This is a genomic window from Mycobacterium triplex, from assembly GCF_000689255.1.
GTDB lineage: Bacteria > Actinomycetota > Actinomycetes > Mycobacteriales > Mycobacteriaceae > Mycobacterium > Mycobacterium triplex.
Genome location: NZ_HG964446.1, coordinates 3,866,094 through 3,879,214, shown reverse-complemented (window position 1 = coordinate 3,879,214; position 13,121 = coordinate 3,866,094). Strand labels below are relative to the sequence as shown.

Sequence of the window (13,121 nt, the reverse complement as noted above, 5' to 3'; positions counted from 1 at the left end):
TCTCAAAGGTAACAATCCGGGCATCAGTTGAGCTGTCGCCCGTTCGCCAAGACTTCTTTGCGCCACTCGGTTCGGTAGGGTTTGCGCAGGCACATGAGAATCTCCGGATCGCGCGCGACACGAGGTACCCCTGAAGCCCCGTGCGCAGGTGAGGCAGTTGGACAGGGCAGGCAGACATGAGCGGGCCGAAACACCCGGGATGGGAACCCGACGAATCCGATTCCGCCAGGGCGGTCGACGACGAACCGCATTCCGGTAGCGAGCCCGGCGACGAATTAGACGAGCACGACCACGCATTGGACGCCGAACCGTTCGGCGACAGCGGCGCGATCCCGGCGCCAGAGCAGACCGGCCAGACCGACGCGTATTCGCGCGCGTACTCCGCTCCCGAGTCCGAGCATTTCATCAGCGGCCCCTATCTGCCGGCCGACCTGAGGCTCTACGACTACGAGAACTACGACGACGCACCCGACGACGACGATGACGACGACGGCGCGCCACGCTGGCCGTGGGTGGTCGGCGTGGCGGCCATCGTGGCCGCGATCGCGCTGGTGGTCTCGGTGTCGCTGCTGTTCGCTCGCACCGACGCCAGCCAACTCGCCAATCCGGGCACCAGCACCTCGTCGACGCCGCCGGTGCAGGACGAAATCACCACGACCAAACCGCCGCCCCCGCCGACCACCACCGAACCGCCGCCACCGCCCCCGACAGCTACGGAGACCCAGACTGTGACGGTGACGCCACCGCCCCCGCCTCCGCCGCCGCCACCTCCCGCGCCGTCCACCACACCCGCGCCGGCTACCACGTCGGCCACCGCGGCCCCGCCACCGGCGCCCCCGCCGCCGACGACGCCGGCCGGTCCGCGACAGGTCACCTATTCGGTGACGGGGACCAAGGCGCCGGGCGACATCATCTCGGTGACCTACGTCGACGCCTCCGGCCGCTCCCGCACCCAGCACAACGTGTACATCCCGTGGTCGATGACGGTCACACCGATCTCGCAATCCGACGTCGGCTCGGTGCAGGCGTCCAGTCTGTTCCGGGTCAGCCGGCTCAACTGCTCGATCACCACCAGCGACGGAACGGTGCTGTCGGCGAACAACGCCGACCAGCCCCAGACGAGCTGCTGATGGTCAGCAGATACTCCGCGTATCGACGCGGGTCCGACACCGTTCCGCCGGATGTCATCGATCGACTTCTGCTGGGCACCTGCGCCGCGATCTGGCTGCTGTTGCTGGGCGTCAGCGTGGCCGCTGCCGTCGCGCTGGCCGAGCTGGGCGGCGGCCTGCACAGCGCGGCCAGGAACACGCACAGCACGCCGTGGGTGTTGTACACGGTGATCATCGTGTCCGCCCTGATCATCGCCGGGGCCATCCCGGTGCTGTTGCGGGCCCGCCGGCTGACCAAGACCGAACCGCCGATCGTCCGGTCGACGGCCCTGCAGGGACGCCCGCCCGTCCGCCAGTCCACCACCCGAACCGTCGTCGAGCGGGTGCGCCCGCAGCGTGCCCAGAAAACCGGCGACACCGGGGAGTGGTCCGGCGAGGCCGTGGACCGAATCTTCTTGCGCGGCACCGTCGTTTTGACCGGCACGATGGGCATCGCGCTGATTGCCGTCGCCGCCGCGACCTATTCGATGGCCGTCGCGCAGGACGGTCTGTCGTGGGCCGGCTACGGACTGGCCGCGGTCGTCACCGCGGCGATGCCGGCGCTCGAGTGGCTCTACGTTCGGCAGCTACGCCGCGAAATCGCCGCGACCTAGTCGGTCGGTGGTCACGACGCTTTGGTGTACCTGCGGACCAACTCGTCCTCCCGGAACGTGCTGGTGTGCTGCAGACCTCCGTCGTCACGGCAGAAAAACGTCCACTGCCGCGGACCCGTGTGCGGTGAGCCGATCATCTTGACCGTGTAGCGAAGAGCGGTGGGACGAATCGTGCCGATGACGTCACCCACTCGAATCTGCGACGGATGAATCTCGGGTGCGTCGTTCCAGTCTTGAATCGCCATCAAACAGCCATCCCCACTTTTGGGCCGCTTCACACAGTCACGTTCGGTAGCCGCCTACCTGTGGCGTAGCGTCAAGCGTGAGTTGGCCAGGTTGTCAGCGGTGGTACACCGCATCGGCGCCCCGCTCCGCCGCCCCCAACCGCGGGGGCGATGTCGACGGCGAAGGGAACGCCCGTGAAGTCTACAACCCCCAGCAGCACAAGACCTCTGCGATGAGCCGTCCGTTCGGCGGTCGGGGCCGAGCCAAACCCGTCCGGTTGTCGGTGGCTCGTGAGCTTGGCCGCGTCATCGACGGCGCGTGGTGGCCGCGCGCTGACCGCATGAGCAACGAATTGCCCGACCTGGTCGCCATTCTGACTCCCATGCTGGGGGACATCACGTCGATCAACGTCAATTGGCAACCGCTGCAACGGCCACCCGACTTCAATTGGCCGGGATGGGACCAGAAGCGCCACCATGTGATGACGATCGGTGCCGGAGACCGTTGCGTCAATCTGCTGATCATCCCGTACGCGACCTACAGCGCGCTGGCGCTGATGGTAATGCGGTGCGCCGCCGACTTGCCAGTCTGTGCCGCCGACCGGGACAAGCCGGCCTTCGTGACCGCGGGGTCAATCCTGCGCGCCGCCCAACAGCAACGCGCCGCCAGCTGTAGCTAATGCTCGCCGTTCGAGGACCCGTTGGTCTCCTGGCGTTCCCGCAGCGCGGTCAGCGCACGCTGCTCGGAGGCGTGGGCCGCCTCGCGCAGCGCCGCATCCTCGGACGGCGGGTCGGCGAACAAGAAGCTGCCGCTGCCCGGCGAACCGGCCGAACCCAGCTTGTTCATCTTGTTGGGTATCGGCGCCCCCTGGTACTCCAGCGGGAGCGGGTGGCCGTGGTCGTCGACCGGGCCGAGCGGCTGGTGCAGCTCGATGTAGGCACCGTGCGGCAGCCGCTTGATGATGCCGGTCTCGACGCCGTGCTCGAGCAGAGCGCGGTCGCTGCGCTGCAGCCCGATGCACCAGCGGTAGCTGATGAAGAAGACGAACGGCGGCAGGATCACCATGCCGATACGCCCGATCCACGTCGTCGCGTTCAGCGAGATGTGGAACGTGAACGCGATGATGTCGTTCATCGCGCACAGCGTCAGCAACATGTAGAAGGCAATCGCCATCGCGCCGATCGAGGTCCGCACCGGCACATCACGCGGCCGCTGCAGCAGGTTGTGATGCGCCCTGTCACCGCTGAACCGCTTCTCCAGGAACGGATACACGATCAGCAGGGTGAACACCCCGCCCATGATCAGCGCAACCCAGACCACCGCGGGGATGGTGTAGTGCCCGATGTAGAACTCCCACGGCGGCCAGATACGTGCCAGGCCTTCCGTCCACATCATGTAGAAGTCGGGCTGCGAGCCGGCCGACACCTGAGATGGCTTGTAGGGCCCCAGGTTCCAGATCGGGTTGATCTGTAGCAGGCCGCCCATCAGGCCAAGCACACCGACGATGGCGGCGAAGAACGCGCCGGACTTGACCGCGAAGACCGGCATGACGCGCACGCCGACGACGTTGTGCTCGGTGCGTCCCGGGCCGGGGAACTGGGTGTGCTTCTGGAACCACACCATGGCCAGGTGCAGCCCGATCAACGCCAGGATGATGCCCGGGATCAACAGGATGTGCAGGGCGTACATCCGGGGGATCAGGATGGTGCCGGGGAAGTCACCGCCGAAAAGTGCCCAGTGCAACCAGGTTCCGATCACCGGCATGCCCAGCGTGATCGACGAGAGCGCGGCCCGCAGACCGATACCGGAGAGCAGGTCGTCGGGCAGCGAGTAGCCGAAGTAGCCCTCGAACATGGACAGGATCAGCAGCAGCGAGCCGATCACCCAGTTCGCCTCGCGGGGCCGGCGGAACGCGCCGGTGAAGAAGATGCGCGCCAGGTGCACCATGATCGACGCGGAGAACATCAGCGCGGCCCAGTGGTGAATCTGGCGGACGAACAGGCCGCCGCGCACCTCGAAGGAGATGTCGAGCGCGGACTGGTAGGCCCGTGACATCTCGACGCCGCGCAGCGGCTGGTACACGCCGTTGTAGGTGACGTCGACCATCGACGGGTCGAAGAACAGCGTCAGGTACACGCCGGTGATCAGCAGCACGAAGAAGCTGTACATCGCGATCTCACCGAGCAGGAACGACCAGTGCGTCGGGAAGACCTTGTTGAGCTGCCGGCGCACCGCGGCCGACGGGTGATACCGGCTGTCGATGTCCTCGCCCTGGCGGGCCAGCACATCACCGATCTTCGGGGGACTCAGTTTCGGACTCATGTTGTCGTCCTCTCCCAGAATGCAGGACCGACGGGCTCGATGAAGTCACCGTTGGCAACCAGATACCCGTTTGAGTCGATGGTGATCGGCAGTTGCGCCAACGCGCGGGCCGCCGGTCCGAAGATCGGCTTGGCGAAATGCAGGGCGTCGAACTGCGATTGGTGGCAGGGGCACAGGATTCGGTAGGACTGCTGCTCGTACAGCGACGACGGGCAGCCCAGGTGCGAGCAGACCTTGGTGAAGGCGAAGAACTCGCCGAAGTTGAAGCTCTCCTGCTTCTGACGCTTGACCACCCGCGGCATGTCGGTGGGCCGAATGCGGATGAGCATCACGGGATTACGCACACCCAGCTTGATGGCGACCAGCTTCTCGTGCGATTCGACCGTGGTGCCGTCGCCGTCGGACTCCCGCCACGGGAACACCGTCTCCATGCCGCCGGCGTCGATGTCTTCGGGTCGCATCTTGACGAACGGCGCGCCATCGGTGGCGCCGGTGGCCCGCGCCAGGTAGATGGTCTCGCCGTGGTAGCGCGGGGTCCAGCCCGACGTCCACAGCACGGCTTTCATGCCGTCGGCGGTGGGCACGACCGGCTTCCACGGGTTTTTGATCAGGCCGCCGGCAAACGCCACCAGGGTACCGAGGCCGAACGCGCCCAGGCCCAGGCCGAACGACGCCCCGATCAGCTTGCGGCGCCCGATCGTCGACGTCTGATACGCGTCGGTCAGGTTCGCGACGACCGTCTTGCGGTCGAGGTCGCGGGAGGCGCCGTCGTGGCGGTCCTGAATCGAAATCTCTTCTGGGATAAAGCGTTTCTGGAACAAGATCGCGCCGACGGCAATCGACAGGATGGACATCCCGAAGGTGAGGCCGTACAGCGGCGTGGTCAGCGAGTAGACGAAGCTGCCGGCCTGCTCGTTGCCCTTGTACTCCCACGGCCAGAACAAGAAGATCAGCAGCAGCGCCAGCCCGAAGCCGCCGCCCAGCAAAAGCCACATGGCGACGCCGCGCTCGGCGCGCTTTTCGGCCTTGGTGCCCTCGACCGGCCAGCGCGGCTCCTTGAAGACGGTCTCGACGCCGTCGATCTTGCCGCCGAGGGCGAGCAGTTCCTGGTTGGACATCGCGGCCAGTGCGGCCTGGTCCGGCTCTTTACCGACTCCTGTGCTTTCCGAGCTCATGCTCGCGCCCCAATCCACAGTGCCAACGCGATAGCGGCGACCATCCCGATGATCCACATCGCCATGCCCTCCGGCGCGGGTCCGAAACCGCCCAGGCCGTAGCCACCCGGCGAACGCTCCTCGGTGACGCTCTTGACGTAACCGATGATGTCCTTCTTGGCCTCGAAGGACAGCTGGCGGTCGGCGAACTTCGGCATGTTCTGCGGGCCGGTCAGCATCGCCGTCAGGATCTGCTGCTCGTTGGCCTCACCGAGGTCGGGCGCGAACTTGCCCGACGACAGCGCGCCGCCCTTACCGGTGAAGTTGTGGCACGAGGCGCAGTTGAGCCGGAACAGATCCCCGCCGCGGCCCAGGTCGTCGCCGCGCAGCGAGTGCATCGCAACGCTGCCGTCGGGGTTGCGCACCACGGTGGGGCCGCCACCGTTGGCCTGCACGTATGCCCCGATCGCGTCGGTCTGGGCCTCGTCGAAGATCGGCGCTTTGCGCGGGGCCTGGGCCTCGCCGCGCATGGCCGGCATGCGGCCGCTGGACACCTGGAAGTAGACGGCGGCCTCGCCGACGCCGATCAGGCTGGGCCCGTGATCCGGCACGCCTTGCAGGTTGGCGCCGTGGCAGGACACGCACGAGGTGTCGAACAGCTGCTTGCCGTTGCGCAGCAGCGCCGAGCTCGACTCGTCGGCGACGGCGACCTGGGGAGTCGGGGTCAGCACCGCGGCCAGCCCGCCGGAGATGGTCAGCGCGATCATCAGCAGCAGGCCGCCGGACAGCCGACGGCGCAGCCGCCGCCTGCTCTGCTCTTTCCCGGCCTTTTTCCCAAGCTGACTCTGCGGCTTGCGGCCGCGGGATCGGGTGAATCCCAGTTTCTTCAACCGAGCACTCCTGTTCATTCCTCTTTGAAAGCGCCGGCCTTCAGCGGATGAAATAGATCACGGTGAACAGCGCGATCCACACGATGTCGACGAAATGCCAGTAGTAGGAGACGACGATGCTGGCCGTCGCCTGGGCCGGCGTGAACTTGCTCATCCCGGTGCGCACCAGCAGGAATATGAAGGCGATCAGTCCGCCGGTGACGTGCAGGCCGTGGAAACCGGTGGCCAGATAGAACACGCTGCCGTAGGCGCTGCCGTGGATGGTCGTCCCGTGGGTGCCCAGGTGGAAGTACTCGTAGGCCTGCCCGAGGACGAAGAACAGTCCCATCAGGAAGGTGACCACGTACCAGCGGCGCAGGCCGAACACGTCGCCGCGCTCGGCGGCGAACACGCCCATCTGGCAGGTGAACGACGACGCGATCAACACCAGAGTCACCGGCACGGCTTGGTACAGATTCAGCTCGGTGGGCGGCGGCGGCCAGTTCCCGCCGGCCTGCGCCCGCGCCGTGAAATAGAACGCGAACAGGCCAGCAAAGAACATAAGTTCACTGGACAGCCACACTATGGTGCCGACACTGACCATGTTGGGCCGATTCAGCGAATGAACTCGCGACGTGATCGCGGTCCCCGAGGTCCCTACAGCACTCGTCACATCCGCAAGTATGACGCTTTGTAGTTGTTGAACTCTACCCGGGGCGGAAATTCGCCCCCGCGCGTCGTTTTTGTGGAACTTTTCCGGGCGCCGAAACGACGGTTGGGTGTCGGTTGCTCCGCGTGGGACCATCGGCGCGTGGCTCTGTCATCTGAGGCTCCGCCGCCCCGGGCGTTTTCCGCTACCGCTCCCGGGGCCACGCCGACCTGGCCGCAGTTGCTGGCCCGCCTGACCGACGGGCAGAACCTGGCCCGCGGCCAGGCCGCATGGGCGATGGACCAGATCATGACGGGCAACGCGCGCCCGGCCCAGATCGCGGCCTTCGCGGTCGCGATGAAGATGAAGGTGCCCACCGCTGCCGAGGTCAGTGAGCTGGCCGAGGTGATGCTCAGCCACGCGCACCGCATCCCCGCCGAGGCGATCCGCGGTGACGCCGTCGACATCGTCGGTACCGGCGGCGACGGCGTCAACACCGTCAACCTGTCCACGATGGCCGCGATCGTGGTCGCGGCCGCGGGGGTGCCGGTGGTCAAACACGGCAACCGGGCGGCGTCCTCGCTGTCCGGCGGTGCCGACACGCTCGAGGCCCTCGGGGTGCGCATCGATCTGGGGCCCGACCAGGTCGCGCGCAGCCTGGCCGAAGTCGGGATCGGGTTCTGCTTCGCGCCGGCGTTCCATCCGTCCTACCGGCACGCGTCGGCCGTGCGCCGCGAGATCGGTATCCCGACGGTCTTCAATCTCCTTGGGCCGCTTACCAACCCGGCTTTGCCGCGGGCCGGCCTGATCGGCTGCGCGTTCGCCAACCTCGCCGAGGTGATGGCCGGGGTGTTCGCCGCGCGGCGGGCCAGCGTGCTGGTCGTGCACGGCGACGACGGCCTGGACGAACTGACCACGACGACCACCAGCACGATTTGGCGCGTGCAGGCCGGCACGGTGGACAAGCTGACATTCGATCCCGCGGGATTCGGGTTCGCCCGCGCCGAGCTGGACCAGCTGCTGGGCGGCGACGCCTACGCCAACGCCGAAGAGGTGCGCGCCGTGCTGGGCGGGGTCAAGGGGGCGGTCCGTGACGCCGTCGTGCTCAACGCCGCCGGCGCGATCGTTGCGCATGCGGGCCTATCCAGCCGCGCCGAATGGCTGCCGGCGTGGGAGGACGGGCTGGAGCGGGCCGGTGCGGCCATCGACTCCGGGGCCGCCGAGCAGCTGCTCGCGCGTTGGGTGCGGTTCAGCCAGCAGGCCTGAGTCCGGTCCGCGCGCCGGATCCTGTTGCCACGCCAGCCGCGCCGAGCGCGCCGCTGCCGCCCACCCCGCCCAGGCGCCGGCCGAGCGCAGCGGCGACGCCCAGCCGAGGTCGTCGGCGACCCGCACGATGCGCACCCCCGGGGCGGCCAGCCACCGCGCGATCAGCGCGGTCTCCTCGACCAGCGCACCGCCCAGCGGGGCCTCGGCCGTCAAAATCGCTTGTGCGCCAGCGTGAATCGCGTCGATGACCGGCATCGGTGGCACCCCGCGCCTGGCGGTTCCGGCCGCGGCGAGCTGGCCGTAGCGGATGACGGCGAGGTGGTAGCCCCCGTTGCCGTCCGGGGCCGCGGCGATCAGCTCGGGCAGCGCGGCCAGCGCCCGCAGCCGCTGGCCCCGCCACAGCGCGTCGACGGCGGCGGCGGTGCGGTCGCGCAGCCGCGCCGCGCTCTCGAAGTGGCGATGCTCGGCCAGCGCCGTGACCTGATCGACGGCGGCGGCCAACGCGCTGTTGTCCGCGCCGTCGATCAGTGCCGCGGCGCGCCGCGTCGCCTCGGCGTACTGCGCGGCGGTCAGGTCGCGGGCGGCGGGGCAGGGGGACACTTCGACCTCGGGGCAGGCCGGCCCGTGCCGGGCGCAGCGGCCGAGTCGTGTTGTGCAGGTGCGGATTCCGGTGAACCGTGCCAGCAGCCGCGCGGTGTCGGCGGCGTCGCTGCGGGACCGAAACGGCCCGATGACGCGGTCGTGCCGCGGGGCCCGCACCACCGACAGCCGCGGGAATGCCTCGTCGCTGAGCGCCACCCACCACCAACGGTGCGGGAACCTCGAGCGGCGGTTGTAGGGCGGCGCGTGCGCGGCCAGCATCCGCAGCTCGCGCACCCCGGCCTCCAGCGCGTGCGCGCACTCGACGTGGTCGACCGCGGAGGCCAGCGCGACCATCTCTTTCATCCGGCCGCGCGGGTCGGCGCCGGTGAAGTACTGGCTTACCCGGCGGCGCAGGTCGACGGCGGTGCCGACGTAGAGCACCTCGCCCGACGGCCCGCGGAACAGGTACACCCCGGGCCGGCGCGGCAGGTGCGCGGCGAGCACCCGCTTGCGGCGCTGGGTCGGCGTCACGTCGGGCAGATACGAGCGCAGGTCGGAGTAGGTGTGCACGCCCTGGTTGCCCACCCGCTCGATCAGCGCGTGCAGCACGTCGACGGTCGCGCGCGCGTCGTCGAGGGCGCGGTGAGTGGGTTGGGCGGCGACCGCGAACAGCCGCGCCAACGCGGCCAGCGCCACACTGGGTGCCTCTTCCCGGCTCAGCACCCGGCGCGCCAGCCGGACCGTGCACAGCACTTGGGTTCTGGGCCAACGGATTTCGCAGTGTTCGGCGGCCGCGCGTAGAAATCCGACGTCGAACCCCGCGTTGTGGGCGACCAGCACCGCCCCGCTGTCCAGGCCGGCGAACTCCAGAAACATCGGCAGCACCGCGTCGATGGTCGGGGCGTCGCACACCATCGTCGTCGTGATGCCGGTCAACTGCACGATCTGTGGTGGGATGCTGCGCTGCGGGTCCACCAGGGTGCCGAATTCGCCGAGCACGACGCCACCGCGGACCTTGACCGCCCCGATCTCGGTGATGGCGTCGGCGGTCGCACCGTGTTTTCCGCGGCTGCGTCCGCCGGTCGTCTCCAGGTCCACCACCACGAACGTGGTCTCCCGCAGCGGGATGTCGTCGGTGGGCGCCCAGGTCGAGTCCCCGCCGGATGCCAGGTCGGCGAAACTCAACTGAGTCCCACCAGTCACACCCATGGGTTTCTCCTATGTCAAGCCGCTGCCGGTTGGCAAGGCTGATTGCGGGTTTGGTCGTCGGTGTGGAGGTGGTGGAACACCAGGCGGGCCAGGCGGCGTTTGAGGCAGCGCAGGGCCTCGGTGCTGGAATCTCCGTCGGTCAGTCGCTTGCGGTAGTAGGCCTGGCCGAGTCCGTCGATGCGAATCTGGGTGACCGCGATGCGATGTAGCGCGGCATTGAGTTGCCGGTTGCCCGAGCGGGTCATGCGCACCCGACCGGCGGTGTTTGCCGACCACACTGGGATCGGTGCCACGCCGCTATGGCGGGCGAAGGCGGCCTCGCTTTTGAATCGGGTTACGCCGGCGGTTTCGCCGACCAGTTTGGCTGCGGTCAGCTCGCCGCAGCCGGGCATCGCCAACAGTGCCGGAGCGATCGCACGGACGCGTTCGCCGATGCGTTTGGTCAAGGCATTGATGGCTTCGGTGAGTCGGGTGACGTCGGCCAGCTCATCACGAGCCAATTCGGCCACCAAGCCGGGCACGGTGTCCAACCACGCCCGCAGCACGTCGCGGTGCTTAGCCAGATCCAACGAAGCGGCCTTGGGTGCATGGGAAGGATCGAGTTCGTGAACTCGCCACAACAGCCGGTTGATCGTCGAGGTTCTCTGTGCCACAAGATCTTCACGCCGATCCACCAACAATTTCAATTCCCGCGATGTCTCGTCATGAGAGGCCACCGGCAAATCCGGTTCACGTAAGAACGCCCGCGCCACCGCCAACGCGTCGATCGGATCGGACTTACCCCGGGTCCGCGCCGACTTACGGGTCAGCGCCATCAACTTCGGTGGTACCCGCACCACCTTCTGACCGGTAGTCAACAGGTCGCGCTCCAAACGAGCAGACAGGTGCCGACAATCCTCGATCGCCCAGACCAGCTCGACCCCGAACTGATCGCGGGCCCACCGCAATGCCCGGCGATGGCCGGCAGTTGTGGCGTCCACGACCTTCTCGCCGAGCTTTCGGCCAACCTCGTCGACGGCGACAAACGTGTGGGTGCGCTTGTGGACATCGGCTCCAACAACAACCATGGTGGTTGCCTCCTTCACTGTGAGGTGACGGTTGGGCCGGTCGGCGGACACATCTCAGTCGGGGGCGGTGCCACGCTCCTATCAAGTCACGCCGGCCGGTCCTTCACACCTGATGCCGACAAAACCCATGAACGCCAACCCGAGGGCGGCAGCGACGCTACGAGCCAGACACCAGGTGATCAGGATCCAACCACCGCTCTACGCGGCAACCTCACCCTGACACTGAGTTTGACGCTAAGCGTCGGGACCGACACGCGCGGCGTTCGGCCGCCGGGTCGCGCTCGCCAAAAGATGTCGGTGCCCGCGGTTACCGTTCGGGTCAGGACGAGTTGAGTTTTGACAGGCCGGATGAGAGGACCGATTCCGATGGCCCACAGCAGCGGAACCCACAGCAAAGGCGGCGCCGCGTCAGGACCGGGTGAACCGGTGGTGATCGACTGCGACGACTGCGCGGCGCGCGGCCCGGGATGCCGGGACTGCGTGGTCAGCGTGCTACTCGGGGTACCGGAAACTTTGTTGCAGGATGAGCGGGCCGCGCTCGAGGTACTTGCGGAGGTCGGGTTGGCGCCGCGGTTGCGGCTGGTGCCGATTCATCGAAATCGCGGCACGGGGGTCGCCTAATGGCCCCGAGTGCCAAAACCCCTGGACCGCCGCGCTTGGCCGTCTCGTTCACATACTTATGACATAAATCTTTCCATTTTCTTAACGATCTGGTTTGGACAAACGCCGATATCGTTTCGTAACCTGTTTGAGACCTAAACCCAGCTCGACCTCGAACGTCGATGGCAGTTTAAGGAAGCAATACTTTGAGTTTCGGCTCCGCGCATTCGATCTCGCGTGTCATCACGCGGTCAGTCATCGGGACGCTGGCAGGCCTAACGGTCTTATCGGGTGTGTACGCCGCGAATGTCTCGGCCGATCCAGCTGACGACGCCCTGGCAAAGCTCAGTGAGCTGTCCCGGCAGGCCGAGCGGACCACCGAGGCCATGCACAGTGCGCAGCTCGACCTCAACGAGAAGCTCGCCGCCCAGCGGGCCGCCGACAAGAAGCACTCGGATGACCAGGCCGCGGTGGATGCGGCGCGGGCCCGGCTGGCCACCTTCCAGAACGCCGTCAACAAACTCGCCGCCGCGACCTACATGGGTGGCCGCGTCGACGGCATGGAGGCGATGCTGACCGCGCAATCGCCGCAGGGGCTGATCGACAAGATGGCCGTGCAGCGCGTGATGGCGACCCAAATGTCAACTCAGATGGCAAGTTTCCGCGTTGCGGGTGAGCAGGCCGCCAAGGCCGAGCAGGCTTCGGCCCGCTCCGCCGCCGACGCCAAGAGCGCGGCCGAGCAGGCCGCCGCGGTGCGGGCCAGCCTGCAGTCCAAGCAGAGCCAACTGCAGGTTCAGATCGCCGTCGTGAAATCTCAGTACGTGTCCCTGTCGCCGCAGCAGCGCACGGCGCTGGCCGACCCCGGGCCGATACCCGCCGCGGCTCCGGCCCCCGGTGCGCCGGCGCCCGACGCGTTGCCGCCCGGCGCCCCGCCGGCTCCCGGCGCGCTGCCGCCGGGTGAGGCTCCGCAGCCGGCCGGAATGTTCCCCGGGATACCCGGCATGGCTCCCGGTGGTCCCGGCGGCATCGGTGGCGACCGCGCCAACGTCGTGCAGGCGGCGCTGACCCAGGTCGGAACGCCGTACTCGTGGGGCGGTGCGGCCCCTGGCGGGTTCGACTGCTCAGGTCTGGTGATGTGGGCCTTCCAGCAGGCCGGCATCTCGTTGCCGCACTCCAGCCAGGCGCAGGCCAACGGCGGTCAACCGGTGGCGCTGTCGGACCTGCAGCCCGGCGACGTGGTGACCTTCTACTCCGATGCGTCGCACAGTGGCATCTACGTCGGCGACGGCATGGTGGTCCACTCCTCGACCTACGGCGTCCCGGTGCGGGTAGTGCCGATGAATGCCGCCGGCCCGATTCACGACGCCCGCCGTTACTGACCGTTCTCGGCGCAGGCAATACCGTCGGCACCGCCGG

The 13,121-nt window shown here is 67.8% G+C and carries 12 protein-coding genes and 1 pseudogene; 6 read left to right on the top strand and 7 right to left on the bottom strand.

Going from position 1 to position 13,121, the window contains the following annotated elements; genetic code table 11:
* Positions 1-176 precede the first annotated feature (176 nt).
* Together BN973_RS18005 and BN973_RS18000 are read left to right on the top strand one after the other, a co-directional pair.
* Complete coding sequence (locus BN973_RS18005) at positions 177-1,130, top strand: MmpS family transport accessory protein (RefSeq protein WP_036469869.1); 954 nt, start codon at positions 177-179, stop codon at positions 1,128-1,130.
* Positions 1,130-1,762, top strand: coding sequence for a DUF2561 family protein (locus BN973_RS18000; protein ID WP_036469868.1), 633 nt, complete (start codon positions 1,130-1,132; stop codon positions 1,760-1,762). Before BN973_RS18005 ends, BN973_RS18000 begins: the two co-directional genes overlap by 1 nt.
* An 11-nt stretch (positions 1,763-1,773) precedes the next feature.
* Here BN973_RS18000 and BN973_RS17995 read toward each other — a convergent pair whose 3' ends face one another.
* Positions 1,774-2,007, bottom strand: coding sequence for a hypothetical protein (locus BN973_RS17995; protein WP_036469867.1), 234 nt, complete (start codon positions 2,005-2,007; stop codon positions 1,774-1,776).
* A gap of 212 nt (positions 2,008-2,219) precedes the next feature.
* Between BN973_RS17995 and BN973_RS17990 the strand changes: the two genes are divergently transcribed.
* On the top strand, positions 2,220-2,666 hold the full coding sequence (locus tag BN973_RS17990) for a DUF5994 family protein (protein WP_036472641.1): 447 nt from the start codon (positions 2,220-2,222) through the stop codon (positions 2,664-2,666).
* Here the strand turns inward: BN973_RS17990 and qcrB are convergent.
* From qcrB to ctaE, 4 genes are read right to left on the bottom strand one after another with little or no spacing between them, the layout of a single operon-like run.
* Positions 2,663-4,309, bottom strand: coding sequence for a cytochrome bc1 complex cytochrome b subunit (gene qcrB / locus BN973_RS17985; protein WP_036469866.1), 1,647 nt, complete (start codon positions 4,307-4,309; stop codon positions 2,663-2,665). The two genes, BN973_RS17990 and qcrB, sit on opposite strands and share 4 nt — an antisense overlap.
* Complete coding sequence (gene qcrA / locus BN973_RS17980; protein WP_036469865.1) at positions 4,306-5,484, bottom strand: cytochrome bc1 complex Rieske iron-sulfur subunit; 1,179 nt, start codon at positions 5,482-5,484, stop codon at positions 4,306-4,308. The genes qcrB and qcrA overlap by 4 nt, the downstream gene beginning before the upstream one ends.
* Positions 5,481-6,353, bottom strand: a complete 873-nt coding sequence (gene qcrC / locus BN973_RS17975) for a cytochrome bc1 complex diheme cytochrome c subunit (protein ID WP_036469863.1) — start codon at positions 6,351-6,353, stop codon at positions 5,481-5,483. The genes qcrA and qcrC overlap by 4 nt, the downstream gene beginning before the upstream one ends.
* Positions 6,354-6,393: 40 nt before the next feature.
* Positions 6,394-7,005: an aa3-type cytochrome oxidase subunit III gene (gene ctaE / locus BN973_RS17970; RefSeq protein WP_036469861.1), complete on the bottom strand. Its 612-nt coding sequence runs from the start codon at positions 7,003-7,005 to the stop codon at positions 6,394-6,396.
* Between the two features lie 138 nt (positions 7,006-7,143).
* On the opposite strand from ctaE, the gene trpD reads away from it, so the two are divergent.
* Positions 7,144-8,247: an anthranilate phosphoribosyltransferase gene (trpD, locus tag BN973_RS30610; protein WP_232232108.1), complete on the top strand. Its 1,104-nt coding sequence runs from the start codon at positions 7,144-7,146 to the stop codon at positions 8,245-8,247.
* Here trpD and BN973_RS17965 read toward each other — a convergent pair.
* Both BN973_RS17965 and BN973_RS17960 read right to left on the bottom strand, forming a co-directional pair.
* A pseudogene (locus BN973_RS17965) lies at positions 8,185-10,038 on the bottom strand (DEDD exonuclease domain-containing protein); the annotation flags it as partial. The gene trpD and the pseudogene BN973_RS17965 overlap by 63 nt on opposite strands.
* 14 nt (positions 10,039-10,052) lie before the next feature.
* Positions 10,053-11,123 (bottom strand): IS110 family RNA-guided transposase, encoded by a 1,071-nt coding sequence (locus BN973_RS17960; protein WP_198048944.1) that lies wholly within the window; start codon positions 11,121-11,123, stop codon positions 10,053-10,055.
* Between the two features lie 348 nt (positions 11,124-11,471).
* Between BN973_RS17960 and BN973_RS17955 the strand changes: the two genes are divergently transcribed.
* Both BN973_RS17955 and ripC read left to right on the top strand, forming a co-directional pair.
* Entirely contained in the window at positions 11,472-11,726 is a 255-nt protein-coding gene (locus tag BN973_RS17955) for a hypothetical protein (RefSeq protein ID WP_036469858.1), read from the top strand.
* A 185-nt stretch (positions 11,727-11,911) separates the two neighbouring features.
* The gene (ripC, locus tag BN973_RS17950; protein WP_036469856.1) at positions 11,912-13,084 is read left to right on the top strand and encodes a peptidoglycan hydrolase RipC; all 1,173 of its coding nucleotides are present in this window, start codon (positions 11,912-11,914) and stop codon (positions 13,082-13,084) included.
* Positions 13,085-13,121 lie beyond the last annotated feature (37 nt).

Coding starts and splice junctions, on each gene's coding strand:
- BN973_RS18005 (WP_036469869.1), top strand. CDS start 177: ATGAGCGGGCCGAAACACCCGGGATGGGAACCCGACGAATCCGATTCC.
- BN973_RS18000 (WP_036469868.1), top strand. CDS start 1,130: ATGGTCAGCAGATACTCCGCGTATCGACGCGGGTCCGACACCGTTCCG.
- BN973_RS17995 (WP_036469867.1), bottom strand. CDS start 2,007: ATGGCGATTCAAGACTGGAACGACGCACCCGAGATTCATCCGTCGCAG.
- BN973_RS17990 (WP_036472641.1), top strand. CDS start 2,220: ATGAGCCGTCCGTTCGGCGGTCGGGGCCGAGCCAAACCCGTCCGGTTG.
- qcrB (WP_036469866.1), bottom strand. CDS start 4,309: ATGAGTCCGAAACTGAGTCCCCCGAAGATCGGTGATGTGCTGGCCCGC.
- qcrA (WP_036469865.1), bottom strand. CDS start 5,484: ATGAGCTCGGAAAGCACAGGAGTCGGTAAAGAGCCGGACCAGGCCGCA.
- BN973_RS17955 (WP_036469858.1), top strand. CDS start 11,472: ATGGCCCACAGCAGCGGAACCCACAGCAAAGGCGGCGCCGCGTCAGGA.